The organism is Corynebacterium sp. CNJ-954 (genome assembly GCF_001942345.1).
Classification (GTDB): domain Bacteria; phylum Actinomycetota; class Actinomycetes; order Mycobacteriales; family Mycobacteriaceae; genus Corynebacterium.
In genome coordinates this window covers 145,732-171,064 of sequence record NZ_MKKI01000045.1, presented here as the reverse complement: position 1 = coordinate 171,064, position 25,333 = coordinate 145,732, and the positions used below count along the sequence as shown (strand labels likewise).

General features: G+C 66.3%; 20 protein-coding genes and 1 pseudogene. 7 read left to right on the top strand and 14 right to left on the bottom strand.

Features of this window, described 5'->3' with window-relative positions:
• Positions 1–18: 18 nt before the first annotated feature.
• Entirely contained in the window at positions 19–675 is a 657-nt protein-coding gene (gene deoC, locus BJF89_RS17110; protein ID WP_369803763.1) for a deoxyribose-phosphate aldolase, read from the bottom strand.
• 224 nt (positions 676–899) lie between these two features.
• Between deoC and BJF89_RS17105 the strand changes: the two genes are divergently transcribed.
• Complete coding sequence (locus BJF89_RS17105) at positions 900–3,074, top strand: acyltransferase family protein (RefSeq protein ID WP_083651047.1); 2,175 nt, start codon at positions 900–902, stop codon at positions 3,072–3,074.
• A gap of 10 nt (positions 3,075–3,084) precedes the next feature.
• Here BJF89_RS17105 and BJF89_RS17100 read toward each other — a convergent pair whose 3' ends face one another.
• From BJF89_RS17100 to BJF89_RS17070, 8 genes and pseudogenes are all read right to left on the bottom strand, one after another.
• Complete coding sequence (locus tag BJF89_RS17100; protein ID WP_075816255.1) at positions 3,085–3,660, bottom strand: NADPH-dependent FMN reductase; 576 nt, start codon at positions 3,658–3,660, stop codon at positions 3,085–3,087.
• Positions 3,661–3,733: 73 nt separating this feature from the next.
• Positions 3,734–5,730 (bottom strand): annotated as a pseudogene (locus tag BJF89_RS17095) (OPT family oligopeptide transporter).
• Positions 5,731–5,846: 116 nt separating this feature from the next.
• Entirely contained in the window at positions 5,847–7,001 is a 1,155-nt protein-coding gene (locus tag BJF89_RS17090; RefSeq protein ID WP_255372720.1) for an MFS transporter, read from the bottom strand.
• On the bottom strand, positions 7,001–7,411 hold the full coding sequence (locus tag BJF89_RS19815) for an MFS transporter (RefSeq protein ID WP_255372719.1): 411 nt from the start codon (positions 7,409–7,411) through the stop codon (positions 7,001–7,003). Before BJF89_RS19815 ends, BJF89_RS17090 begins: the two co-directional genes overlap by 1 nt.
• An 87-nt stretch (positions 7,412–7,498) precedes the next feature.
• Positions 7,499–10,099: an ABC transporter permease gene (locus BJF89_RS17085; protein ID WP_075816254.1), complete on the bottom strand. Its 2,601-nt coding sequence runs from the start codon at positions 10,097–10,099 to the stop codon at positions 7,499–7,501.
• Between the two features lie 5 nt (positions 10,100–10,104).
• Positions 10,105–10,860 carry an ABC transporter ATP-binding protein gene (locus BJF89_RS17080; RefSeq protein ID WP_075816253.1) on the bottom strand — a complete coding sequence of 252 codons (756 nt, stop codon included), beginning with the start codon at positions 10,858–10,860 and terminating at the stop codon, positions 10,105–10,107.
• A gap of 115 nt (positions 10,861–10,975) precedes the next feature.
• Complete coding sequence (locus tag BJF89_RS17075; protein WP_075816252.1) at positions 10,976–12,214, bottom strand: amidohydrolase family protein; 1,239 nt, start codon at positions 12,212–12,214, stop codon at positions 10,976–10,978.
• A 51-nt stretch (positions 12,215–12,265) separates the two neighbouring features.
• Positions 12,266–13,696 (bottom strand): MFS transporter, encoded by a 1,431-nt coding sequence (locus tag BJF89_RS17070; protein WP_075816311.1) that lies wholly within the window; start codon positions 13,694–13,696, stop codon positions 12,266–12,268.
• 367 nt (positions 13,697–14,063) lie between these two features.
• Here BJF89_RS17070 and BJF89_RS17065 point away from each other — a divergent pair, with 367 nt between their 5' ends.
• Genes BJF89_RS17065 through BJF89_RS17055 form a run of 3 tightly spaced genes read left to right on the top strand, consistent with a single transcriptional unit; the run spans position 14,064 to position 16,839 of the window.
• Complete coding sequence (locus BJF89_RS17065; protein ID WP_075816251.1) at positions 14,064–14,381, top strand: putative quinol monooxygenase; 318 nt, start codon at positions 14,064–14,066, stop codon at positions 14,379–14,381.
• A 10-nt stretch (positions 14,382–14,391) separates the two neighbouring features.
• Positions 14,392–15,228, top strand: a complete 837-nt coding sequence (locus BJF89_RS17060; RefSeq protein WP_075816250.1) for a MurR/RpiR family transcriptional regulator — start codon at positions 14,392–14,394, stop codon at positions 15,226–15,228.
• A gap of 48 nt (positions 15,229–15,276) precedes the next feature.
• Positions 15,277–16,839 (top strand): amidohydrolase family protein, encoded by a 1,563-nt coding sequence (locus tag BJF89_RS17055; RefSeq protein WP_083651042.1) that lies wholly within the window; start codon positions 15,277–15,279, stop codon positions 16,837–16,839.
• A gap of 12 nt (positions 16,840–16,851) precedes the next feature.
• On the opposite strand, the gene BJF89_RS17050 is transcribed toward BJF89_RS17055, so the two are convergent.
• Genes BJF89_RS17050 through BJF89_RS17035 form a run of 4 tightly spaced genes read right to left on the bottom strand, consistent with a single transcriptional unit; the run spans position 16,852 to position 22,257 of the window.
• Positions 16,852–17,673, bottom strand: coding sequence for an SDR family NAD(P)-dependent oxidoreductase (locus BJF89_RS17050; RefSeq protein ID WP_075816249.1), 822 nt, complete (start codon positions 17,671–17,673; stop codon positions 16,852–16,854).
• A complete protein-coding gene (locus tag BJF89_RS17045; protein ID WP_083651039.1) occupies positions 17,670–20,165 on the bottom strand; it encodes an alpha/beta fold hydrolase in 2,496 nt (831 codons plus the stop codon). Before BJF89_RS17045 ends, BJF89_RS17050 begins: the two co-directional genes overlap by 4 nt.
• A 36-nt stretch (positions 20,166–20,201) precedes the next feature.
• Entirely contained in the window at positions 20,202–21,023 is an 822-nt protein-coding gene (locus tag BJF89_RS17040) for an aldo/keto reductase (protein ID WP_075816248.1), read from the bottom strand.
• A gap of 19 nt (positions 21,024–21,042) precedes the next feature.
• Positions 21,043–22,257 carry an MFS transporter gene (locus tag BJF89_RS17035; RefSeq protein ID WP_075816247.1) on the bottom strand — a complete coding sequence of 405 codons (1,215 nt, stop codon included), beginning with the start codon at positions 22,255–22,257 and terminating at the stop codon, positions 21,043–21,045.
• A 117-nt stretch (positions 22,258–22,374) separates the two neighbouring features.
• Between BJF89_RS17035 and BJF89_RS17030 the strand changes: the two genes are divergently transcribed.
• On the top strand, positions 22,375–22,821 hold the full coding sequence (locus BJF89_RS17030) for a MarR family winged helix-turn-helix transcriptional regulator (RefSeq protein WP_075816309.1): 447 nt from the start codon (positions 22,375–22,377) through the stop codon (positions 22,819–22,821).
• 129 nt (positions 22,822–22,950) lie between these two features.
• Here BJF89_RS17030 and BJF89_RS17025 read toward each other — a convergent pair whose 3' ends face one another.
• Complete coding sequence (locus tag BJF89_RS17025) at positions 22,951–23,754, bottom strand: ATP-binding protein (protein WP_255372718.1); 804 nt, start codon at positions 23,752–23,754, stop codon at positions 22,951–22,953.
• Positions 23,755–23,921: 167 nt separating this feature from the next.
• On the opposite strand from BJF89_RS17025, the gene BJF89_RS17020 reads away from it, so the two are divergent.
• Positions 23,922–24,356 (top strand): VOC family protein, encoded by a 435-nt coding sequence (locus BJF89_RS17020; protein ID WP_075816246.1) that lies wholly within the window; start codon positions 23,922–23,924, stop codon positions 24,354–24,356.
• A 13-nt stretch (positions 24,357–24,369) separates the two neighbouring features.
• Positions 24,370–25,287, top strand: coding sequence for a hypothetical protein (locus BJF89_RS17015; RefSeq protein WP_075816245.1), 918 nt, complete (start codon positions 24,370–24,372; stop codon positions 25,285–25,287).
• Positions 25,288–25,333: the final 46 nt, after the last annotated feature.

Below are 25,333 nucleotides of genomic sequence, written 5' to 3'. Positions count from 1 at the left end.
TCCACCACGCCGGTCCGGTCAGAACAGTCCTGCCTCGTCCAGCACCGCCGCCGAGGCCGACAGTCCCAGGCGCGTGGCCCCGGCGGCGACCATCGCCTCCGCTGCCTCGAGCGAACGGATCCCACCGGACGCCTTGATGCCGAGACGCCCGCCGACGGTTTCGTGCATCACCCGTACCGCCTCCACCGACGCCCCTCCGGCCGGGTGGAATCCGGTGGAGGTCTTCACGAAGTCGGCGCCCGCCTCTTCCGCACAGCGGCAGGCCGCGACGATCTCCTCGTCATCAAGCGCGGCAGACTCGATGATCACCTTGAGCACCCCCGGCGCCGGAACCGCGGCACGGACAACTGCAATCTCCCTGGTCAGTTCATCGAACCGGCCTTCCTTCACCAGGGCCAGATTGATGACCATGTCCACCTCGTCGGCACCGTCCGCCACCGCGCGGGCCGCCTCGGTCGCCTTCACATCGGGTTTCACCGCGCCGGACGGGAAACCGACCACCGTCGCGACGTGCACCCCCGACGGCGCATCCACCGGCAACTGCGACGGCGACACGCAGATCGCGTAGACGCCCAGTTCACCTGCCTCCGCGGCGAGGCCTGCCACGTCCGCTGACGTGGACTCCGGCTTGAGCAGGGTGTGGTCGATCAGGCGGGCGAGTTCGGTGCGCTGCATGGTGTGCAGTTTAGCGTTCATCGACTCTCCCTAATCTCACAAGGATCCCCGCTTCTGACGAAACCTTGTGAGATTAGAGGGTCTCTAGATTAACAATCCGCAGGTCGCGACAAATACAGGCGGGGGTATCGGGAGAACTCCCCACAGGCTTTGGGTCGCACTGTAGCGCCGACTACCGTTATGGCATCACCACCGTCGTCCCCTGAAAGACCCCTGCTTACGTAATGGCCACCAGTTCCCGCCCGTCCATCGTCCTCACTGCCCCGGGCGGTGCACCACCGGCACCCGCGTGCTCACGGTCATCGGTCCGTTCGCCACGGGCACTGCCACTGGTCGAGCCCATCGTTCTCTCCGCCCCGACGTGTCCGCCACCACCCGGGGGCGCACCGGTGGAGGCAGCGGAGGTGGAGGTCGCTCCCGCGCCTGAGCCGACGACAGAACCTGCCCCGGAGCCGCCGGTGGTGGCGTCGACGCCGACAATCGCCCCGCCCCCACCGACCACCACGGTCCCCGTCGCCGCTCCCCTGAAGCCGGGGAGGATCCGTCGCGTCTCCGGACTCGACGGCCTGCGCGGCATCGCGGTCCTCGCTGTGGTGGTCTACCACTTCTTCGGCGACGTGCTGCCCGGCGGTTTCCTCGGGGTGGACGTCTTCTTCGTCCTCTCCGGGTTCCTCATCACCTCGCTGCTGGTGCGCGAAATCGGGGCGACCGGCCGGATCAACCTCAAGGAGTTCTGGCGCCGTCGGGCCCGACGTATCCTCCCGGCAGCGGTCACCGTCCTGCTGGTCTCGACCGCGGTGGCCGGGATCATCGGCGGTGACGTGGCCGTCGCCCTGGTGCCGCAGTTCCTCGGGTCGCTGTTCTCCGTGAACAACTGGGTGCAGATCGCCCAGTCGAACAGCTACTTCGCTGACACCACGCCGCAGATCTTCATGCACTACTGGTCCTTGGCCATCGAGGAGCAGTTCTACGTACTGTGGCCGTTGCTGCTGCTGGCGTGCCTGTGGTTCTCGCGGCGTGTCCTGCGCCGGAACCGGATCGGACGGTCCGCCGGTCCGTTCCGCGTCGCCACCGTGGTGGCGACGGTGCTGGGCATCGCCTCGTTGATCGCGATGATCATCCTCCACGACCCGGACGCCGACCCGTCCCGCGTGTACTTCGGGACGGACACCCACGCATTCGGCATGCTCGCCGGCGTGGTCCTGGCCCTGGTGACGACATCGGCCGGGCAGTCGTCGACGGACTCCTGGCCGGCGTTCTCCCCTGCGACCGCGTCACGTCGGTCCGCGGCACTGGCCTGGGCCGGTGGGTCGCTGGCCCTGGTCGCGCTGGCCGCCATGTTCCTGACGCTGCCTGACACCGATCCCCTGACCTACCGGGGCGGACTATTCCTGGCGTCGCTGCTGTCCGTCGCCCTGATCGCCACGTCCCTGCGGGAGGCCGGGCCGGTCGCGGGGCTGCTGCGGTGGCGCCCGCTGCGCTGGTTCGGTGAGCGGTCCTTCAGCCTGTACCTGTGGCACTGGCCGGTCGTCGTCTTCGCCCGCGCACTGATGCAGGAACCGGGGTCGGACGTCCCGGACTGGGCCGTCGGCGTCGTGGCCGTCGTGGTGAGCCTGGTGCTGACCGAGGCGTCCTACCGGTGGGTGGAGACGCCGCTGCGCCGCAACGGCTACCGCAGGACGCTGCAGTCCCTGGGGACCACGAAACTGCTGGCCGTCCCGGGCGCAGTCCTGGTGGTGACCCTCCTCGCCGGTTCCGCCCTGGGGCAGAGCCCGGCGAAGTCGGAACTGGAGACCCAGCTGGAGGAGATGGCGGACCTGCAGGACAACCCCGCCGAGACGTCCGCGGCGCCGGACGCCCCTGTCGCACCGCCCGCACCGGGCATCCCCTCGGGGAAAGACATCACGGCGATCGGCGACTCGGTAATGCTGGCGTCGACCCTGTCCCTGCAGCAGCGGTTCCCGGGAATCACCGTCGACGCGGAGACGTCGCGCCACTACACCGGCGGTGAAGGCCCGATCGGCGCGATGGCCGCGAACGGGGAACTCGGCAGGTACGTCGTCCTGGGTTTCGGCACCAACGGGCAGGCCTTCGACGGTCAGCTCGACCGCATCGTCGAGACCATCGGGCCGGGCCACAAGATCATCCTCGTGGTGCCCTACGGCTATGTCGACGGTATCGCCCCGGCCGCCCAGCAGACCCTCGACTACGCCGCGGTCCACCCGGACGTGTACCTCGCCCCCTGGTGCCAGATGGCGCTCGACCACCCGGATTCCCTCATCGGCGACGGTGTCCACCCCAACGACGCCGGGCAGGAGTACTACACCGATGCGGTGGAGAAGGGCCTGCAGCAGGCCGTCGACGGAAAGAAGGATTCCTCGATCAGCTGCGCCATGTAGGCGTCAGGCCTCAGCTGACCACCTGTGCGGAGAGGCGGTCGCGGACGACGGCGAAGCCCTCGGCCCAGGCGAGCAGGTCCTTGAGCAGCCCGGCGAAAGGTGCGGTGGACACCTCCTGCGGAGCGAAGGTGCCGTCGACGGCGTCGGTGAAGATCGAGAACGCGGCGACATCGCGGACGGTCGCGGCACGGAAGTTGGCGAACACTGAGCGCCATGCCTCAACGGCGCGGACGCCCTTGTCGGCGCCGTAGGAGACGAAGGCCACCGGCTTGTGGGCGAACTCGGAACCGACGAAGTCGATCGCGTTCTTCAGCGGGCCCGGCACGCTGTGGTTGTACTCCGGGGTCACCACGATGTAGCCGTCGAAAGGCTCCAGTGCCGCACCCCACGCCTTGGTGTGCTCGTTGGCGTACTTGTGGGCGCCGCCGGGGATCTCCTCGTCGAGGACGGGGAGGTTGTAGTCGGCGAAGTTGATCACGGTGCTGTCGACGTCTGCGGCGTCGAGCTGCTCCTTGACCCAGCTGACCACCTGAGGGTTGAAGGCGCCGGGGCGGGTGGAACCTGCGATGATGCCGATGCTGGTCATTGTTGTCCTCCTTGGTGAGGGATGGAGTCGCGGTTATTCTACCGCCACGACGTTACCATAGTTGACACGTCAACTATATTGTCGTCTGCTCCTCCTCCACCACCGACCGGGACGAGCGCGCCTGCACCCAGCGGTACACGCCCAGGATGATGCCCACGAACACCAGCGCACCGACCCACTGGGACGGTCCCGCCCAGCCGTCCGGCATGATCCCCATCACATCCGAATCGCCGGTACCGGCGATGATGCCGGCGTTCAGCACACCGAAGAGGCTCTCACCGACGATCAGACCCGTCGCACCGAGCACTCCCAGCCGCTTGGCCGTCGAGGCATTCGCGCGTCCGTCGGCCCACCGGTTGTAGAACCAGCCCAGGAACGCACCCAACGGATGATGAGGGTGAGGCTGATCGGGAGGTACATGCCCATACCCACCGCGAGCGGCGGCAGCCCGAAGCGCTTTCCGGACGCCTGTCGGACAACCTCGTCCACGATGATCACGCCGACACCGATCAGCGCACCCAGCCCGATCAGGCCCCAGTCGAGCGAGTCGCCGAAGATACCCTCGGCCACCGACGACAGCAGGCCCGCCTGCGGTGCGGCGAGAGCGTCCGGCCCCGCACCGGGGGCACCGGCGAAACCGAACGCGGTGGCCATCAGCCCCATCACCGGCGGGATGATCAGCGAACCGAAGACCACACCGATGATCAGGGCCGCCTGCTGCTTCCACGGGGTCGCCCCGACCAGCTGTCCGGTCTTGAGGTCCTGCAGATTGTCGTTCGAGATCGTGGCGACGCCGAAGACCACGGTCGCCGTGAACAGGGTGTAGGCCACCAGGGCGGTGGGGTGGCCGCCGTCGTCGTTACCGGTCACCAGCTTGATCAGCAGGGCGGCCAGCAGCACCACGATCACGCCGACGCCGGAGATCGGACTGTTGGAGGAACCGATCAGGCCGGCCATGTAGCCGCACACCGCGGCGATGATCAGGCCGAGCAGCAGGACGAACAGGATGCTCAGCGTGATCAGCGAGCCTGTGTGGTGGCTGACCCCCGTCCCGCTGAGGAAGGACCACAGCAGCCATCCGATCGGGAGCATCAGCACCAGGACCCCGGCCACGAGAACCTTCACCGGGATGTCGCGCTCCGTGAGCGCCACTTGTTCGCCCTGCTTCCGGGCACGTGACGCCGCCAGGGATGCGGCGATCCCGCGGACCACCGGGCCGATGATCTTCAGCAGCGTCCAGACCGCGGCGATCGCCATCGCCCCGGCACCGACGAAACGCACGTCACCGGCGAAGGTCTCGGAGACGACGTCGGAGATGTCGCCGACGGCAGGCAGCTCTCCGCCGGTGAAGACCGGCAGCAGCACGCCGAAGGAGATCAGCAGGCCGACGATCATCGCGATACCCACCGTCGGACCGACGAGGTGGCCGACGCCGATCAGCGCCAGCGACAGGCTGGAACCGACCATGGTGCCACCGGCACCGACACGGAACGTGGCCGACAACTCGGCGGCGGTGACCTTCAACGCGGACAACAGCGACATTCCCGCCGAGGCGAGGCCCCCGACTACGATGGCGCGCAGACCGTCCCGGTTGCTGCGGTTGTCGGGGTCGGAGGAGTCATCCTCACCGACCTTGAGCACCTCAGCGGCCGCCACTCCCTCGGGGAACGGCAGATCCGATCCCGTCACCAACGCCCGACGCAACGGGATGGAGTACAGCACGCCGAGGATGCCACCGATGAGGCAGACCAGCATGGTCGTCCAGTACGGGAACCCCGTCCACCAGCCGATCATGATCAGGCCGGGCAGGACGAAGATGATCGCCGACAGGGTGCCGGCGGCGGACGCGATGGTCTGCACGATGTTGTTCTCGGTGATGCTGTGGTTCTGCAGTCGTCGCAACACCGCCATGGAGATCACCGCGGCCGGGATCGAGGTGGCGAAGGTCAGACCGACCTTCAGACCCAGGTACACGTTCGCGGCGGTGAACACCAGGGTGATCAGTCCACCGAGGATGACCGCGCGGACGGTGAGTTCCCGGATCGGGGAGGCAGTTCTGTTGTCGGCCATGTCGTTGGCTCGCTTTCACGGACGCCGTGGACGTCATCGGTTCAGTTGTGGGACCCGTGAAACTCTAGTCGTCGTCCCGGCGGTTACAACAGCGGGCTATACATACGTTCGCCGCCCTAAGCCGACACCGCGTCGCGGAACTCCTGCTCGATGGTCTCGAGGGTCTTGTCCTTGGTTTCCGGCACCAGGCGGTAGACCCACACCAGGGCGATGAGCTGCAGACCGACGAAGATGAACACGGTGGGACCGAATCCGATGGCGTCCATGAGGTACGGGAAGAACAGCGCGACACAGAAGTTCACCGACCACTGCACTCCCGCCGCCAGGCCCATGGCCTCGCCACGGACCCGCATCGGGAAGATCTCCGACATGAACAACCAGGTCATGGCACCGACAGCACACTGCATGATGCCGACGAAGGCGACGATGGCGGCCAGGATGATCCACTTCTTCGCCTCGACCTCGTCCGGCATCATCATCGACACCAACCCCATCAGGGTCAGTGTGACGACGGTACCGGTCAGACCACTCATCAGCATGCGGCGACGCCGGACACGCGAGTTCAGGAACATCGACAGCACCATGCCGATCACCCCGGCGATACCGATCAACAGGTTGACGGTGAAGGCGGTGTTGCCTTCGAATCCCGCCTGGGTCAGGATCGTCACGCCGTAGTACTGGATGACGTTGATGCCGGAGATCTGGTTGATCACGGCCATGCCGAAACCGATGAGCATGATGCGGCGGATCCACGGTTCGGCGAAGAGGTCACGGAACCGACGCCGGGACGCCTGACTGTCGTGGTCGGCGAGGGTACGGACGCCTTCGACGTCGCCGGACACCGGGTGGGTGATCTCGTCACTGTCGGGGTGCGGTGCGTTCTCTCCGCCGTAGCGGGAGGTCTCGTAGTCCGGTGACCCGTACACCTTCTCGCGGATGGTGCGCAGCGCGTTGAGCATGTCCTCGATACGGCCGTGGCCGGCGAGCCACCGCGGGGACTCCGGGACGATCGTCATACCGACCCACAGCGCAATGGCCGGGACCAGGCAGAGTGCCAGCATCCAACGCCACGTCCCACCTTCTTCGGCACCACCGACGCGGGCGATGAGCGCATTGAAGCTGAAGGCGAGGAACTGGCCGAAGACGACCATGAACTCGTTCTGGTTGACCACCCGCCCCCGCAGGTGGGTGGGGGCGAGCTCGGCGAGGTAGATCGGGATGATGCCGGAGGCGGACCCCACGGCGATGCCCAGGACGATGCGGCACAGCATCAGCACGACCCAGGTCGGCGAGAGGACCGAGCCAGGGAGCCGAGGATGAAGATCACCGCGACGATCGCGATGGTGCGGTGACGACCGATCCGGTCGGCGACCCGGCCGCCGAAGATCGCACCGAAGATCGCACCGAACTGGAGTGCGGAGGTGACGATCCCCTCGTAGCGTTCCTCGAGGCCCAGGTCGGCGGTCATCGACGGGAGCGCGCCGTTGATCACCCCGGTGTCGTAGCCGAAAAGCAGTCCACCCAGGGTCAGGACGGTCACTGCCGCCCAGAAGCGACGGTTCGGCGGGCCTGCCTTCGGTGGCGGCGGACCTGCCCGGAGCGCCTTCCGTTCAGCGCTCCGGGTCTGTCTGGCGTCCCGGCGGGCATCCCGCCGGGATTGTCGCTCGCTGCTGTCGTTCACGCTGGAGTACTCCTCCGTCGAATAAGAATTAGGAACTAATGCTTAACCCGAGAGTAGCGCGAAATATTCCGGTCGTTCTGCCGGCGGTCAGTCAGCGATCGCCTCCAGCGGCCGGACTCGCGACGCCTTCACCGCGGGCCATGCCGCGGCGACGACGCCGACGACACCCGAGGCGACGACCATGCCGACAACCTGGCCCCAGGGCACGGCGGTTTCGGTGAGTCCCTCACCTGCCAGCACTTCAAGGAACGCCCATCCCAGTCCCAGGCCGATCACGACACCGACGAGGGCACCGTAGAGCGAGATCTGAACCGCTTCCAGGGTGATCATGCGCCGCACCTGGCCACGCAACGTGCCCACGGCACGCAACATGCCGATCTCCTGACGCCTCTCGATGACATTCAGCGCGAGGGTGTTGATGATGCCGAGCACCGCCACGATGACCGCCAGGGCCAGCAGCGCGTAGAGGACGTTGAGCATCTGGTCGATGAGGACGGCCTGTTCACCGGCGTACTCCTCCGGGGTGAGCACCTGGACCACGATCTGGTCGGCCGTGGCATCCTCGAGCCGGTCGCGCAGCGTGTCGGTGTCGACCGACCCGTCGCCGTTGACGAAGACGGCGTAGATGTTCGCCGAGGCCCCGGCGCCGAACTGGGCGGCCAGTGGCTCGAGAGCCGACCAGGACACCAGGTGCTGACCGAAGAGCTCATTGGGTTCATAGGTGCCCTGCAGTGTCACCTCACCGATCTCGCGCTCGGGCCCGTCCGGCATACGGACAGTCAGTGGCAGTTCATCGCCGACCGCCCAGCCCTCCGACGCAGCGACCTCTTCGTCTGCGATGACACCGGGGGTGTCCAGCGACAGGTCGCCCTCGGCGGCCACCAGGCCCCCGGACACCGTCGGGTCACCCTCGATGACACCGGTGCCGCCGCTGAAGCCCCCGACCGTGACGGGCAGGAAGCCGAAGCCGGTGGCCGCCTCCACACCGTCGGTGTTCCGGACGGCGTCCAGCGCCGACTGAGGAACCGGGAAGGCGCCGTTGGACGGCCCGGAGAGGACGTAGTCAGACTGGACGGAATCGCCGATGAATCCGCCGATGGACGCCTTCATCGAGGCGCCGAGCATCCCGATGCACGCCACCAGTGCCACGCCCAGCGTCAGGGCGAATGCGGTGGTCGCCGTCCGACGGGGGTTGCGTCCGGAGTTGGTCGCGGCCAGCCGTCCGACCTGTCCGAAGGGCGCGCCGACCGCGCCCCCGATCCCGCGGACCACCGGAATCGACAACGCCGGGGACAGCAGGAACGTGCCCAGGATGACCCCGAGTGCGCCGATCCCGACCAGTGCCGCCCGTGGTCCGGTGTCGGACCCACTGAGCAGGACCCCGACCAACGCGGCCGCCACGCCGGCGAGGAAGAGGACGACGCCGGCGGTGGTGCGTCCACGCAGCGGGGAACCGGACGACTGGTCACCCGAGCGCATCGCCTCGACCGGACGGACCGCTCCGGCACGTCGGGCCGGGGCCCACGCCGACACGACGGTGACGATCACGCCGAGGACCAATGGCAGCAGGACGGAGCCGACGGTCACCTCGACACCGGTGTTCGGCAGGCCGGCACCGGTCGACCCGATGACGGCGTAGATCACCTGGGTCAACCCGATGCCGGCGAGGACGCCGAGCAGTGAGCCGACGATGCCGACGATGACCGCCTCGAAGACCACCGAGACGGTGAGTTGGTTCGAGGCGACCCCCAGCGAGCGCAGCAGGGCGAACTCACGCATCCGCTGGGCGACGATCATGGAGAAGGTGTTGGCGATGATGAACGTGCCGACAACCAGCGCGATGAGGCCGAAGGCGATGAGGAAGTAGTTGACGAAGCTGAGTGCCTCGTCGATCTGCGCCGCCTGCTCCTCACCGACCTGGGCACCGGTCTTGACGTCAACGTCCCCCAACTCGGGATGGTCGGCGGCGAGACTGTCACTGACCTGGGATGCGAGAGCCTCGGGGCTGGTCCCCGGAGCTGCAGCCAGGGAGAACTCGTTGCCCGTGGTGCCGTCGGTGAAGGTGTCGACGAAAGCGGGTTCATCCATCATCACGCCGAGGAATCCACCACCGTCGATGTCGATGTCGTAGATGCCGGAGATGGTGACGGGGTGGCTGCCCGAGGTGTCCACGACGGTGAGTTTCTGCCCGACGGCGAGGTCATGGGACTCCGCGGCGGTGCTGTTGACGGCGACTTCGTCGGGACCACGGGGCGATGTGCCGTCGACGATGCCGGTGTCGGGACCGACGGCGTCGCCCGGCTCGTACCAGGGCATGGCGAAAGCGGGTGCCCCGCCGGTCTGCAGGGTCTCCCGGGTGCCGTCCTTCTCGGTGGCCACGACGACGGTCACCTGGTCACTGAGGTTGACCCTCTCCACACCGGGGATCTCGGCAAGGTCGTCGCCGAGATCAAGTGGCAGGGACGAGCCGGACTGCGGGGCGGACACGACGACGTCGATGCCCCTGGTGGTGGACTCGGTGAGCGTGTCGAAGGTCTTCTGCAGCGATGAGGTGAACATCAGTGACCCGGCGATGAAGGCGGTGCCCAGGACAACGGCCAGGACGGTCAGTACAAGGCGGATCTTGTGTGCGGCGAGATTGCGGAGCGACACGCGCCGCATGGTGGATGCGGAGGATGCAGCGGACATGGTTCCTACAGCCCTTCGATGCCGGTCATCGTGGTGAGGATCTGTTCCACGTCCGGGTCACGGAGTTCGTGGACGATCCGCCCGTCAGCGAGGAAGACGACACGGTCGGCGTAGGCGGCGGCCTTGGCGTCGTGGGTGACGATGACGACGGTCTGGTTGTCCCGGTCGACCGCGGTACGCAGGATGTCCAGGACCTCCGCCGAGGAGTTGGAGTCCAGGTTGCCGGTGGGCTCGTCACCGACGATGATCTCGGGACGTGCCACCAGGGCCCGGGCACAGGCGACGCGCTGCTGCTGTCCACCGGAGAGTTCGGAGGGCCGGTGGCCCAGACGGTCAGTGAGACCCAGTCGGGAGGTGATCTCCCCGAACCATTCCTTGTCGACGTTGTCCCCGGCGATGTCGATGGGCAGGGTGATGTTCTCCGCGGCGGTGAGGGTGGGTACCAGGTTGAAGGACTGGAAGATGAAGCCGAGCCGGTCGCGGCGCAGCGTCGTCAGCGCCTTGTCGCCGAGACCGGAGATGTCGGTGTCACCGAGGAAGGCGGAGCCGGACGTCGGACTGTCCAGGCCGGCCATGCAGTGCATCAGGGTGGACTTGCCGGAACCCGACGGTCCCATGATGGCGGTGAACTCACCTGCGGTGAAGTCGACGGTCACGTCGTCGAGCGCGGTGACGCGGGTGTCACCCGCGCCGTAGGTCTTGGTCAGGCCCTCGGCACGGGCGGCGGAGTGTGCTGTTGTCGGGGACGGCCGGGAATCCACTGGTCTGGTCCTCTCTCACGGTGGGGAGAACGGTTCTCCCCAATCTCTACCTCCTGAGGGTAGAGCCTGGACCCCGGTGGCACCTCCGGGAAGACCCTGAGATGTGTCCTGATCCTCAGCGGCCACCCTCGACGACGGCACCACCCTTGATGACATGACGTAGATGGCGGTCCGGGTTGGTCAGGACGGAGATGTCCTGGACCGGGTCACCGTCGACGATGAGCAGGTCGGCGTGCGCACCGTCCGCGAGTGTGCCGATCTCGCCGTCCAGCTTCAACAGCCGGGCCGCTGTGCTGGTCGCGCTACGGATGACGTCGATCGTCGGGATAACTTGGGCACGGATGCTGAACTCGTCGAGCTGACGGTACTGGAGGTCACCGAGAAGGTCACTGCCGTAGACGATGTTGACGCCGGCCCGGTAGGCCTTCTCGAGGTTGTCGACTGCCGCCTCACGGACTTCATCAAGCTTCTTCAGCGATACCGGTGACAGTCCGGATGCGTCGCCTGCCTCGTACATCGCCTGATAGGTGATGATGGTGGGCACCAGGTAGGCGTCGTTCTCCACGAGCAGGCGAATCGACTCGTCGTCGATGAGGTTGCCGTGCTCCACACAGCGCACACCCTCTTCGAGCGCCTGATTCACCGCCCGCGGATGGTAGGCGTGCACGGTGACGTAGCGGTTGTGGTTCTCCGCCTCGACGACCGCGGCCCGAACCTCCTCCCTGGTGTACTGGACAGCCGAGATCTCGTCGGAGGGCGAGGCGACGCCGCCGGACACCAGAACCTTCAGGTGGTGGGCGCCCTTGCGGAACTCATCGCGGGCAGCATGTCGGACGGCATCTACCCCGTCGACCACCCGGGCGAAATCTGGTTTGAGCTGGCAGCACCCGCAGGAATCATCGGTCAGGGGACTGAAGTCGCCGTGCCCACCCGTCTGGGAGAGGGCTTTACCACCGAAGATCAGTCGCGGACCGGGCATGAGCCCCTCGTCCAGTGCCCGGGCCATGCCGTAGTCGGCGCCTCCCACGTCCCGGACGGTGGTGAAACCGCGTCGCAGCATAGCTCCGGCGGACGTCAACGCGCGCACGGTGGTGTACCCCGGGGACCAGTTCGCCCGCTCCGCGTTGTCAGTGCTGGTCACCATGATGTGTACATGGGCGTCGACCAGGCCCGGCATCACCGTGGCTCCGGCGGCATCGATCACGGAGATACCGTCGTCCCGGTTCCCGGAACTCGGCGGTTCTCCTGTACCGCTGGCGGTGATCCGCCCGTCCTCGATCTCGATCCAGGCGCCCTGCTGACGTTCACCTGTCGCAGGTTCCAGAGTGTGTGCGTTGATGATGCGGGTAAGCATGGCAGCTCCTTTTCAGGGACGTTTTCAGGGACGTTGTCAGGGACGTTGTCGCTAGGCGTGGTCCGGAACGTCCTCGTTGAGAGCACGACCAGACGTCTTCTCACCGAAGATCACGATGAAGATGACTGCCACGACCAGGGCACCCACCAGGACGAGGAAGACGTTGGTGAATCCGATCGAGGCGTACATGTAGCCGATGGCGATGGGTGCGGTGATCGCCCCGACGCGACCGACGGCGGAGGCGACCCCCATACCGGTCGCACGGATAGACGTCGGGTAGAGCTCGGAGGTGTAGGTGTAGTAGACGGCGGCGACACCGTTGGTGAAGGCGGCGAGCAAGGACGATCCCAGCAGGAGGACTCCGACGTTGCCGGCTAGGGCGACGATCACGGCGGAGACCGTGGCACCGGTGGCGTAGATCGCGATCAACCACTTGCGTTCCATCCTGTCGATCAGCAGGCTGGCCACGTAGTAGCCGGGGAGCTGCGCCAACGCCGTCACGAAGGCGAACAGGAAGGAGCCTGTCAGCGTGAATCCCTTTGCCGTGACGAGCAGTGCGGGCAGCCAGCTGGCGAACCCGTAGTTCACGCCGGTGAGGATGAACCAGAGGACCCAGATGACCATCGTCGTCCGGAACAGCGGTCCCCGCCACAGGGCGGCGAGGGTGGAGAACGGTCCCCGCTTGGACACGGTGGCTTCAGACTCCAGGTTGTCCCCTCCGACAGCCTTCGGTGCCGGCGTTTCGGCAGCGACCGCGGCATTCTCGGCGGGATCGACACCACTGCGGCGTTCAAACTCCTCGATGACGGCGGTGGCTTCGTCGATACGCCCCTTGGACAGCAGGAAACGGGGGGATTCAGGCAGCGACCGCCGCCACCAGAGCAGCAGCACCACAGGCAGGGCAGCGACGACTGCGGCGATCCGCCAGCCGGTCTCCGGATTCGGGGAGATGATCACCGGGGCGAGGACACCGGCGATGATGTACCCGAATGCCAGGAATCCGACGGTCCGGGAGACGAACTTTCCGCGGACACGTGCCGGCAGGAATTCGGAGATGTAGGGAGCGATCAGCGCCGTCTCGGCACCGATACCGATGCCGGCGAGCGCACGCCAGATGAACAGCTCCGGCACCGAGTTCGCTGTGCCCATCAGCAGGCTGCACGCGGAGAAGATCAGGAGCGCCGTCATCATGAGTTTCCGGCGACCGAACCTGTCGGCGAGCACACCGGAGATCAGTGCCCCGACGAGGTAGCCGAAGAAGATCGACGACAGGAGCCATCCGGAGACGGACGACGGGATGGCCCAGACGACGATGAGGGCAGAGAGGGCGTAGCCCATCAACTGGCCGTCGAATGAGTCGAAGGTGTAGCCGAGACCACCCATCACCATCAGCCGACGGTGCGGCTTCCCCGGCTCCAGCCTGTCGAGACGTGCGAGTAGTTCTTCCTGCTGTGCGCCCGTTGCGCCTGTTGATGTGGTCATCACGACCTCCATTCACTTTCGATGTGAAATGAAACAGTAGAGGTGCGGAGTGTGTCTTGCAACACTTTTTGCAGATTTTCTTTTTCTGCAATGTTTGTTCCGTCCGTCACGTCACCCGACACTCCTACATCAGGGCAGGTCACAGCACTCCGTCCAGAGAAGCAGCACCCCTCAGGGCACTGTCCAAGAACTCGGACCACAGCGAGGCGATGCACTGATGCAACACACTCCTCCCTGTCCGGCCACCCGCACAAAGATGTGAAATCAGCACATAAACACGTCTCTTGCAGGTCTTTCTCCTGCCTCCTCCTCTACGGACCACCACTCGGCGCTAGTGCACGTCATTACGTTATGCAATACTCATTGCATGCACTCGATGAGTCTCCTTGAACTCCGCGTCCCTGCCGAGAACGTCGACGCCGTGGTCGCCTACTACCGGGAGGCGCAGGTTCTGGAGAGCTCAGGGGCCGTCTCCGCGCAGCTCCTCGTGGATCCGGCGGATCCCACCAGGATCCTGGTGACCGCATGGTGGGAGGACCAGGCCGGCTACGACAACTGGCTGCACTCCCCCGTGCGTACCGAATTCAGCGCGGGCATCGCCGAGGCCGCTGGCCCGGACCTCACCGCCTCGAACCATGAGTTCCGCGTCGCCCACGCCACTCATACAGACGGACAGACATCGTGAGGAGACACCGATGACAGCACCCGACCAATGGCTCGCAGAGCTCACACGGGACATTTCACTGGGCAGCCAGGCCGAGCGTGTGGTCAGCGTACTCGCCCACTCCCCGCAGTTCGCCTCGTACGCCTCCGGCCGCGAGGTCGCCGAGCGTGCCGGCGCCAACGTCTCCACGGTCGTGCGCACCGCGCAGCAGGTCGGGTTCAACGGTTGGCCCGATCTGCGCCTGGCTCTACGCAACGTCTACCACGGTTCCTCGCTCCCCGGCCCCGGCGTGTCACTCTCCACGGGCAACGCCGCGATGTTGACGATCCACAAGGACGCGTCGAATCTTGCCTCTCTGGAGACCCCGGAGAACGTCGCCGCCATCCGCGCGACCGCAGCATCCATTCGGGCGGCCAACCGGACGGTCGTGGTCGCCACAGGAACAGGGTCCGGCCCCGCCCGTGTGCTCGGGTACCAGGCGAGAATAGCCGGGTTCGATGTACACGTCGCCGATGGCCCGGCGACGAGCCAGGTCGTCGAGGTCTCGCAGCTACGGCACGGGGACTGCGTCCTCACGATCAACATCTGGCGTCTCACCAGGTCGCTCCGCACCGTCACGCATCTCGCACGCGAACGAGGTGCCACCGTGGCCGTGCTCACCGATCTCGCGTCCTCCCCCCTCGGGAAGGACGCCGACCACCTCATCGTCGCCCCCGTCGAGAGCATCGACCGGATGCCGTCGGTCACCGCTCCCATGGCGGTGGTCCAGGCCATTCTCTCGGAGCTCGTGTCGGCGTCGGACTACCGGACGAGTTCCGCCATTGAACGTGCCTGGAACGACCTCGACCTCATGGACGACGAGGCCTGACCCGATGTACGCACTGCCCCACCACTGACAGGAAAGGCCCAGATCGCCATGTGCCAGAACCACGAGAACGGACTGCCCGGTCCATCCGACAACCCTGGGGCAGCGCTCCAGGTGCCCGGCTCTCCCAGGAACCGGGGGACGTCCCCCGGCGAGCCGGTCATTCTGCAGTCGGTCTTCATCATCGACGGTACGGGTGCCCCTCCCTACGGTCCGGCGGACATCCTCCTCCGGGACGGACGTATCGAGAGCATCATGGACAAGACCGATCCGATCGCGAAAGCCATCGTCGGCGACATCGACCTTCCGACGGCCCATCCCGATGCCCGTGTCATCGCCCTCGACGGGCATTTCGTCATGCCTGGCCTCGTCGATTCGCACGTCCATATCGGGAACCCCGACCAGGCTCCCAGCGCCGACTACGTCTACAAGTTGTGGCTCGCCCACGGTGTCACCACAGTGCGCGAGGTCGGTTGCCTCAATGGTCTGGACTTCAGCCTCAGCGAGTCCGCTCGGAGCGCCGAGCACGACATCGCGGCCCCGCGTATCGTCCCCTACCCCTTTTTCGGCACGGAACACGGCGGTCCGATCACCGATGCCCGGACCGCGGCGCAGTGGGTGCAGAAGATGGCGGACCGTGGTGCGCGGGGAGTGAAGTTCATGGGGGCCGCCCCGGAGGCGTTCGAGGGCGCCCTCAAGGAGACGACGGCACTCGGACTGGACAGCGCATGCCACCATGAACAGCGCAGGGTCCGCCAGATCAACGCCATGACCACGGCACGGTGGGGGCTCCGCAGCATCGAACACTGGTACGGCCTTCCGGAGGCGATGTTCCGTGACAGAACGGTGCAGAACTTCCCGGCCGGCTACAACTACAGTGACGAACCCGCGCGATACGCCAGTGGCGGTCCGCTCTGGATGCAGTCCGCGGAGCCGGGTTCCGCCGCATGGGATGAGACTCTCGACGAATTCCTGTCACTCGGCGTCACCTTGAGTCCGACCTTCAACATCTACATCGGTCACCGCGATGCCGCCCGGGTCAGGAACTCGGAATGGCACACAGACTTCACCGCCCCACAGCTCTGGGACTTCTTCGAACCGGACCCGGACAGCCACGGCTCCGTTTACGGCGACTGGGGCTCGGAACAGGAGGCACCGTGGCGTCAGGCGTACACCCGCTGGATGAAGTTCACCCTCGACTTCAAGAACCGAGGGGGCCGGGTAACTGCAGGTTCCGATTCCGGGTTCATCTACAAGACCTTCGGATTCGGGATCATCGAAGAACTTGAGCTGCTTCGTGAAGCCGGCTTCCACCCCCTCGACATCGTGAGGGCGGCGACCCTCGACACCGCGAGCCTCATGGGCCTGGATGCGCAGACCGGCTCCGTGGAGGTCGGCAAGGACGCCGATCTGATCGTGCTGGACGAGAACCCGCTGTCGAACCTCAAGGTCATGTACGGGCACGGTGCCCTCCGGTACACCGACGGTGTCGCACGTCGGCACTCCGCGATCAGGTACACGGTCAAGGGCGGGTCACTCTTCGACGCCGAACAGCTCCGCGATGATGTTCGCGGCATCGTGGCTGAGGAGAAGGAGAAACTCGGGGTGCACTGACCGGTGTCTCGGTCAGCGCTTGGCCTGCCCTTCCGAGCGCCGGACCTGACGCGCCACTCCCCACCCGATGGTGCGGAGCAGGAAGAGGTAGGGGATCCGAGTGAAGCGCTTGGAGTACCACGAGAATGTGGCGAAGCCGTCAGGGGTGACGACCGTGCGCCGGGCCTCGATGCCTTTCACCGCCCGGCGCGCGATGATCTCCGAGGTGAGCCAGGTCCCGCTGAGCAGGACGCGTGCCACGGCGTCCATCGCGTCGTCGTCACCGACGAGGGAGTCGGCGAGACCGGACTTGAAGAACTGCGGACAGATCACCGTGGTGCTGATCTTCCGGTGCCGTAGCTCGGCGTCCAGGGTCTCCCCCAGCGCCACGACCGCAGCCTTCGTGGCGTTGTAGGTGGACATTGCCGGCGCGTGGACGAGGCCCGCGGCGGAGGCGGTGAGCACGACCCGGCCGCCTTCACGCATCGAGGGAACGAACGCCCGGGCACCACGGACGGAGCCGAGGACGTTGATGTCGAGTGCCTTCTGCCAGGTGTCGATCCTGGTCTCGGTGACACGCCCGCCGATGGCGATGCCGGCGTTGCTGACGAGGATGTCCAGTGAACCGACCTCGTCGGCGGCGACCTGCCAGTCTTCGTCGCTGGTCACGTTGAGTGTCCGGTAGCTCCAGTCCCCGGTCAACGCCCGGACACTCGGCGGGGCGTCGTCGTGGAGGTCGGTCAGGATCACCCGGTCGCCCTTGTCCAGGAACTGCCTGGAGATTTCCAGGCCCAGGCCGGAAGCCGCACCCGTGACAAGCACGGTACGGGGGCCGGTGTGCTTCGTCCTGATCATTTCCCCGTCACCGTTTCCTTCTCATCGTGCTCATTGTGGTCATTGTGGTCATTGTGGTCATTGTGGTGTGCAGCGTCTTCGGGCGTGGCCCAGACGCCGAACAGGAAGCGCTGGTACTGTTCCGCGAATTCCTGCGGGTACTCGAGCTGGGGCATGTGCCCGCAGTCGTCGAAGACCACGGCGTCGCGGACGGTGATCTGCTCGAGGCCCGCGCGGAAGTCCGCGTACGGCAGGATCGCGTCCTTCCTGCCCCAGGCCAGCATCACCGGGATACGCTCGGCCGTGGCGCGGTTGAAGCGGGCCAGCAGGTCCCGGCGCCATCCCTCACGGATACCGAACGGGGTCCCGAGGTGCCGGGCGAAGGAGTAGAACGTCGGGGTGCGGTGCGGGTGCGCTGCGATCCGCTTCTGGACGTCCAGCCGGCGGCGGGTCACGGCACCACGACGGCGCAGGACGACATGCTCCACCGGCTGGTAGATGGCCCGCAGGCGCGTCGTCGCGGCGTTGAGCCGTCCGAGGACGGGAACAGTGATCAGCCGGATCAGGGGCGTGGTTCGGTCGCCGAAACCCACCGGGTCGACGAGCGACACACTGGAGACGTCATCGGGACGTTGCGCGGTCATCTCCATGGACAGCGCTCCACCCAGAGAGTTCCCGACCAGGTTCACCCGGGTTTCCCCGAGGGCGTCGAGCACCTTCCACAGCAGACCGGCGGTGTCGGCGAGGGTGACGTCCGCCGCGGGATCGCTGAAGCCGAAGCCGGGAATGTCCAGGGCGATGTAGCGGCTGTTCTCACCGATGAGTATCGCCTGGTCGTCCCAGTCCTCCAGGGAACGTCCGATGCCGTGGATCATCACCACGGCGCCGTCACTCTCACGGCCCTCCTGCCGTGCCGCCGGGCCGCCACGACGCACCCGAACGGTGCGCCCGTCCACGGTGACGGTCTCGGTGGGAGGCAGCGCACGCATCGAGGTCTCGGTGAAGTCGCCACCGGTGCTGACGGTCTGGACGTCCGGCCCCGGCCGTGAACTGCCGGCGAGTCGGAGGCAGCGGTCGCCGAAGACCATGTCGCGGCGTTGATCGCCGTAGGCGAGCTCGGGGAGTTCGGTGAGGTAGTTCTGGGTGTACTGCCAGGGTGAGCCGTCGCCCTGGGTGGGGAACCGGTGCACGCCACGTTGGACGTAGCCGGCCTCGAAGTCGAGCAGGGGCCGGTCGCTGCGTCCCGGTGGCAGTGCCGGGCTGTAGAACTCCTCACCCGTCTTCCACAGCTTGACCATGTAGCGGGACACCATGTCGGACCGTAGCGTCCAGGACGCGTTCACGTACCCGACGGTGAAACTGAAGTTCGGCAGGCTCGCGAGCATGATTCCCCGGTAGAAGACCTGGTCGCTGAGCTGCAGTTCTTCGCCGTCGATACTCAGCGTGCCGCCGCCGAAAGCCTCGAGTTCCAGGCCGGTGGCGGTGACGATGATGTCGGCACGCAGTTCCCTGCCCGACGCCAGGCGGACCCCGTCGGTGGTGAACCGGTCGATGGTGTCGGTGACGACGTCGGCGTTGCGCTGCAACGCGGAGAAGATGTCGCCGTTGGGCGCCTTGCAGACGCGCTGGTCCCAGGGGTTGTACCGGGGCGTGAAGTGCTCGTTGATCTGGTCCGCGGAAAGGTACGGCCGCTGCATCAGGCGCAGGGCGTTCTTGAACAGCCAGGGGGTGCGCTGGGCGACGACGTACTGCGCCATGTCGCGGGCGGCATGGTTGAAGCGTGCCACCCGGTAGGCGGGGCCGGCGGGCAGGAGCTTCCTCCAGATGCTGCTGATGATGTCCACCTCCGGCAAGGGGGCGACGTAGCTGGGGCTGCGCTGCAGCATGGTGACTTCTGCGCCTGCCTTCTCCAGGGCCGGGATCAGGGTGATCGCGGTGGCACCGGACCCGATGACCACGATCCTGGTGCCCTTGTAGTTCAGGTCGTCCGGCCACTGCTGCGGGTGGATGATCTGTCCGGTGAAGTCCTCCTCCCCGGGGAAGGTGGGACGGAAGCCCTTGTCGTGGGAGTAGTAGCCGGACGCGTAGTGCACGCGGCGGGCGTAGATCGTGCGCTCTCCGGACCCTGTCACGGCGGTGACGGCGTAGAGGTCCTTGTCGGTCTGCCAGTCGGCGTCCTTGATCCAGGAGCCTGTACGCAGGCGCTCCAGGGCACCACAGTCGCGGGCGACGTCCCGGATGTACTCCTTGATGTCCGCCCCCTGCCCCAGGGTGCCCTTGTGCGGCCAGGGGCGGAAGGGGAATCCGAAGGTGGCCATGTCCGAGTCGGAGCGGATGCCCGGGTAGGTGAAGGTGTGCCAGGTTCCGCCGAGGTCGTCGTGGGTGTCGTGGATCTCCCACGACCAGTGAGGGAAATTCTGGGCCACGTGGTGGGCGAGGTCGATTCCGGAGAGTCCCGCGCCCACGATCAACAGATCGAGGGGCTGGTCCACCGTGCCAGTTTCTGTAGTCATGGCTACACCATAGTTATGTCTCCGGAACGATACCGCTTATCCGTTGAAGTTTTTCGGATCCGGGCCCGTGCGGGCGTCCCGGTCGAGCCCGTCGAGTGCCTCGAGGTCCTCCTCCCGCAGGACGAGTCGGGTGGCGTCGAGGTTTTCGGCCATCCGTGCCGGGGTGACGGACTTGGGGATCACGATCCGACCCTGCTGCAGGTGCCAGGCCAGGACGACCTGCGCCGGCGTCGCGCTGTGTGTCGCGGCAATCTCCGCGACCACGGGGTCAGAGAGTGCAGCTCCCTGTCCCAGCGGACTCCACGCCTCAGTGGCGGTACCGTGGCTGGCGTTCGCGGCGACGGTCTCCCGGTTCTGCAGAGCCGGGTGCAGCTCGACCTGGTTGACCGCCGGGACGGTTCCACCGAGGTCCACCAGCCGCTGCAGGTGCTCCGGGAGGAAGTTGGATACACCGATCGAGCGGACCAGCCCCAGCTCCCGGACCTCCTCCATGCCCTCCCAGGCACGAAGGTAGCCGTCCGTCGCCGGAGCAGGCCAGTGAATGAGGTAGAGGTCGACGGAGTCGAGGCCGAGTCGCTCGAGGCTCGCCTCAAGGCCGGGACGGACGCCGTCCCGCGACAGTCCGTCCACCCAGAGTTTGGTGGTGATGAACAGGTCGTCGCGGTGCAGGCCGGATTCGGCGACCGCGCGGCCGACACCGGCTTCGTTGCCGTAGACCGCGGCGGTGTCGATGCTGCGGTACCCGGTCTCCAGGGCGGTGGCGACGGCGCGGTGGGCGTCGTCGTCGGGAACCTGGAAGACGCCGAAGCCGAGCTGCGGCATGGTCGTGCTGTCGTTGAGGGTGACGGTGGGGATCATGGTTGTCTTCTTTCGTGAATCAGGCGGGTGCCTGGACGGAGGGGGTGGCGGCAGCCGTCGTCGTCGATGTCGAGGCCGCCGTCGTCCCGGAGAATTCGCCGCCGCGGAGGCGTGTCGCGACGATGAGCAGGACGAGGCCGAGGACGGTGACAGCCGCGCCGACCCAGAGCGGGGAGGTGTAGCCGAGGCCGGCGGCGAGGGCCAGGCCGGAGATCCACGCACCGACGGCGTTGCCGACGTTGAAGGCGGCGATGTTCGCCCCCGAGGCCAACGTCGGGGCGTCCGACGCGTAGTTCATGATGCGCATCTGCAGTCCTGGAACCGTCGCGAAGCCGACACCTCCCATCAACCCCAGGGCGATCACGGTCGCGACCTGGTTGGTCGCCGTCGCCGCGAAGACGACGAGGATCACGGTGAGTACGCTGAGCAGGACGATCAGGGTGGCGCCGAGGTTACGGTCGGCGGCACGTCCTCCGGCGAGGTTGCCGACGAACAGGCCGACACCGAAGATGACGAGCAGCCACGGCACCGTCGAGGACGAGAACCCGGAGACCTCGGTCAGGGTGAAGGCGATGTAGGTGAAGGCACCGAACATGCCGCCGTAACCGAGCACGGTCACTGCCATCGACAGCCAGACCTGCCGGGACCGGAACAACGCGAACTCCTGACGCACCGAACCACCCGTCGCCGGCGTGGCGGGGACGAGAGCGGCAAGCGCGGCGAACGCGACCAGGCCGATCGCGGTGATGGCCCAGAAGGTCGCGCGCCAGCCGAAGGCCTGACCGATGAATGTCCCCAACGGGACACCGGCGACGTTGGCGATGGTCAGCCCCGCGAACATGACGGAGATCGCGCCGGCGCGGCGGGCGGGGGCGACGAGATCGGCGGCGACGACGGCCCCGATACCGAAGAAGGCACCGTGGCACAGCGCGGCGACGACGCGTCCGGCGAGCATGAATTCATAGGTGGGCGCGAGCGCGGACATCATGTTGCCGATGATGAACAGGACGAGGAGGCTGAGCAGGGCCTTGCGTCGTTCCAGGCCCCGCAGGGCGACGGTCAGGATGATGCCGCCGACGGCGACGGAGAGTGCGTAGCCGGAGATCAGGTATCCGGCGGCGGTGTCGGTGACACCGAAGTCGACGGCGACCTCGGGCAACAGGCCCATGATCACGAATTCGGTGAGACCGATGCCGAATCCGCCGAGGGCCAGTGCGTAGAGCGCAGCGGGCATGGTGGGGAGCGTCCTTTCCTTGCGTATGCATCAGTTGCATGTGCATTAGTTGCACGCGCAACGTTGAAGATAGTTGCACACGCGGGATATGCGCGCAAGTCGGCTATAGTGGTCCGCATGAGCATCTCCGACGACGCCGTCGAAGTCCGCACCCGCGGATGGCGCACGCTCGCCGCCCTGCACGGCGCGATCGACACCGCCCTGGAACGGGCGCTGAAGGACGGCCACGACCTGTCCGTCGTCGAGTTCGCCGTCATGGACTCCCTGGACCGCCAGGACGGCTGGCACATGCGCATGGCACAACTCGCCCGCGCCGCGGCACTCTCCCCCAGCGCCACGACGCGGCTGGTCAGCCGCCTGGAGAACCGTGGACTGCTGCGCCGCATCCTCTGTGACGACGACCGCCGCGGCATCTACACCGAACTCACCGACGACGGCCGCGACCTGCTCAACGCCGCCCGTCCCACCCACGACCGCACGCTCGAGGACGCGCTGGACGAGGCGTCCACCGTCCCGGAGCTCGCACCGCTGGCCGGCGCACTGCACGCCGGGAACTTCCGCTAGGGGCTGTGCGTACCGATAACCCCAGTGTCCAGTGACTCACGGACCAAGCAGGGCGAACGGAACCACGGCAACTCCGTCAGGGCGCCGGTACGCATACTCTCCCGTAGTGACCAGTACTTTATCTGCCACCTAGTCACCGAGTTGATCTTCGATCCAGTTGAGGTGCCTCACGTCCTTATCACTGACGCTGGCCGCCAACTTAACTTCTACGGCAACGATACGGCGATCGCCTCCTTCCACGATCAAGTCGACTTCATGCGTGGTGTCCCGGGTTCGGAGATGCGAGGTCGTTGCCTCAGTCGCATCGGCATACACACGAACGCTCTGTGCAACGGATGACTCGAAAAGCGCACCCAGCCACGTTCCGACACCCGCCGCCACACGGACTCCCTCACCGCGAAGCAATCCGTCCCTGCCGACTCTGACCAGTCGAGCAGCAAGCGCAGGGTCGACCAACTGGTGTTTCGGTGCGAGGGTGAGCCGCTTCAGAGGATTGAATGCAGGGGCCCAAGCTGGAATCGGATCGAGTATGAACAACCGGGTGAGATGCTCACGGTAGGCGTCTACCGTGGCGCGGGCAGGTTTCTCATCATCTCCAGGGGTAGCCGCATCAAGGATCTTCGAATAGGACGCGTCTGAAGATACCGCTGCACCGTATGCGGCCAACCACGCCCGAAGAGCTGACGGACGGCGGATAGAGATGCCGTTCTCCGGCATCTCCCGCTCCACGATTCTGGAGAGGTAGCTGTCGAGCTGGATATCCCTGGCCCGTTCCGGCAGGTGGCGAATACCGGGGAATACCGAACGTAGGATCTCATCCGTGTAGTCCGACAATCCGAACCCGGACCTCCCGGTGATGTCGGGCCGGTCACCCGTAAGAAGCTCTCGAAGTGAGACCGAGGGTTCCATCAAGCCCCGGGTCCTATACGGCATATGAGGATTCTACCACGGGGTATTCCGGAAACTAGGCAATCTGCCATCATCCTACTAGGCGATCTGCCAAGGCGAAACCAGGCAAACTGCCAACCGTAACCAGGCGCCCGCCCTCGATCATCCGACCATCGCCCCTGCACGCCACAATGACGGCTACGCTGGTCAACATGAGTGCGACAAGGCAGGTGCAGATCACCTTCGACTGCCGGGAGCCGATGGTAGTGGCCGAGTTCTGGAAAGCGACCCTCGGATACGTGGATCCTCCGGTGCCATCAGGCTTCGACTCCTGGGACGCCTTCAACGCCTCCCTCCCCGAGGAGGACCAGGGTTCCGCCTGGGCGTGCCAGGATCCCGAGGGGACCGGGCCGCGACTCTTCTTCCAGCGCGTTCCCGAGCCCAAAACCGTGAAGAATCGCGTGCACCTCGACGTCCGTGTGGGGACGGGGCTGCGCGGTGACGAACGCGTCACCGCACTTGAGACGGAGGCCACCCGACTCGAGGCGCTCGGTGCGCGGCGTCTGCGGCTGTTACCAGCCGACGGTGTGAACGAGTCCTGCCTGGTCATGCAGGACGTCGAAGGCAACGAGTTCTGTCTCGACTGATTCGTGCACGCCGATGACCGCAGAGACCTGGAGCATCACACACCCGTCCCTCGGGCGGATCGAGGTGTCCACCGGGACCGGACGGGAGCTGCGCGCACTGGACCCGCACTTCCCGCAGGGGAAGAGCACCTCGGACTCACCCCGCCTCCTCGTCCGGATCGGGGGCACCGTCATCGCACGGAAGAAGTCGCTGAGCAACACCAAGATCGACCTCTCGGAGAAGACACTCGACGACTCCGGGAAGCGGCCCGACGCCGGTGAGTACGGCCACCAGGAGGCCGTCCTCAAGCCTTTCCTGGAGATCGAGTCCAACTGGGCGGACTCCTGGATCCGCAGCATCACCGTCCGCGTCCGGGACACTGCCGTCCTCCTCGACGCCCCTGCCGGCTCGCGCGCAGCCAAACGACAGCAGGCCATGGAGCGCTCCGCGTTCAAGCGGTGGCTCTACCCGCTCCTCGGTGGGATCGGCAAGGGTGGGTGGGCGCTGGGGGTCATCGTCCTGGGGCCACTGATCGTAGGACTGCTACGCCGGTTGTGGCAGTGGCTCTCCCAGTACCTCCCCGACTGGGAGATCAACCTCCCCTCGATTCCGTGGCCGGACATCAACCTGCCGTCCGTCAATCTCCCGTCGATCCCCTGGCCCGACATCAACCTGCCGAGCTGGGACGCTCCGTGGTGGGTGGGGTTCCTGGCCGAGTACTCCAAGGTGTGGGTGCCCGTGCTCATCGGCATCGGTATCGGCATCGTCGCGATCCGGAACCACCGTCGTTCGGAACAGACGAAGAGGGAGTGGGAGGAGAAGCAGCGCGTACGAACTGACGCCGCCCGAGTCAAGGTGGCGACGGCACTGCAGGCACCGCCGGTGAACGCTGCCCGGGCGTTCCACGCCAGGATCGAGCAATTGAGACCACCGTGCACCGAATCTCCGTGACACGGGCGGAACACCGTCAGGCTCAACCCTCACCCCGTATCGGCGT

What these genes read in the sequence shown, in the direction of transcription:
- deoC (WP_369803763.1), bottom strand. Translation starts at nt 675, where the DNA reads ATGCAGCGCACCGAACTCGCCCGCCTGATCGACCACACCCTGCTCAAG.
- BJF89_RS17105 (WP_083651047.1), top strand. Translation starts at nt 900, where the DNA reads ATGGCCACCAGTTCCCGCCCGTCCATCGTCCTCACTGCCCCGGGCGGT.
- BJF89_RS17100 (WP_075816255.1), bottom strand. Translation starts at nt 3,660, where the DNA reads ATGACCAGCATCGGCATCATCGCAGGTTCCACCCGCCCCGGCGCCTTC.
- BJF89_RS17090 (WP_255372720.1), bottom strand. Translation starts at nt 7,001, where the DNA reads ATGCTGTGCCGCATCGTCCTGGGCATCGCCGTGGGGTCCGCCTCCGGC.
- BJF89_RS17085 (WP_075816254.1), bottom strand. Translation starts at nt 10,099, where the DNA reads ATGTCCGCTGCATCCTCCGCATCCACCATGCGGCGCGTGTCGCTCCGC.
- BJF89_RS17075 (WP_075816252.1), bottom strand. Translation starts at nt 12,214, where the DNA reads ATGCTTACCCGCATCATCAACGCACACACTCTGGAACCTGCGACAGGT.
- BJF89_RS17070 (WP_075816311.1), bottom strand. Translation starts at nt 13,696, where the DNA reads ATGACCACATCAACAGGCGCAACGGGCGCACAGCAGGAAGAACTACTC.
- BJF89_RS17065 (WP_075816251.1), top strand. Translation starts at nt 14,064, where the DNA reads ATGCACTCGATGAGTCTCCTTGAACTCCGCGTCCCTGCCGAGAACGTC.
- BJF89_RS17060 (WP_075816250.1), top strand. Translation starts at nt 14,392, where the DNA reads ATGACAGCACCCGACCAATGGCTCGCAGAGCTCACACGGGACATTTCA.
- BJF89_RS17055 (WP_083651042.1), top strand. Translation starts at nt 15,277, where the DNA reads ATGTGCCAGAACCACGAGAACGGACTGCCCGGTCCATCCGACAACCCT.
- BJF89_RS17050 (WP_075816249.1), bottom strand. Translation starts at nt 17,673, where the DNA reads ATGATCAGGACGAAGCACACCGGCCCCCGTACCGTGCTTGTCACGGGT.
- BJF89_RS17045 (WP_083651039.1), bottom strand. Translation starts at nt 20,165, where the DNA reads ATGACTACAGAAACTGGCACGGTGGACCAGCCCCTCGATCTGTTGATC.
- BJF89_RS17040 (WP_075816248.1), bottom strand. Translation starts at nt 21,023, where the DNA reads ATGATCCCCACCGTCACCCTCAACGACAGCACGACCATGCCGCAGCTC.
- BJF89_RS17035 (WP_075816247.1), bottom strand. Translation starts at nt 22,257, where the DNA reads ATGCCCGCTGCGCTCTACGCACTGGCCCTCGGCGGATTCGGCATCGGT.
- BJF89_RS17030 (WP_075816309.1), top strand. Translation starts at nt 22,375, where the DNA reads ATGAGCATCTCCGACGACGCCGTCGAAGTCCGCACCCGCGGATGGCGC.
- BJF89_RS17025 (WP_255372718.1), bottom strand. Translation starts at nt 23,754, where the DNA reads ATGCCGTATAGGACCCGGGGCTTGATGGAACCCTCGGTCTCACTTCGA.
- BJF89_RS17020 (WP_075816246.1), top strand. Translation starts at nt 23,922, where the DNA reads ATGAGTGCGACAAGGCAGGTGCAGATCACCTTCGACTGCCGGGAGCCG.
- BJF89_RS17015 (WP_075816245.1), top strand. Translation starts at nt 24,370, where the DNA reads ATGACCGCAGAGACCTGGAGCATCACACACCCGTCCCTCGGGCGGATC.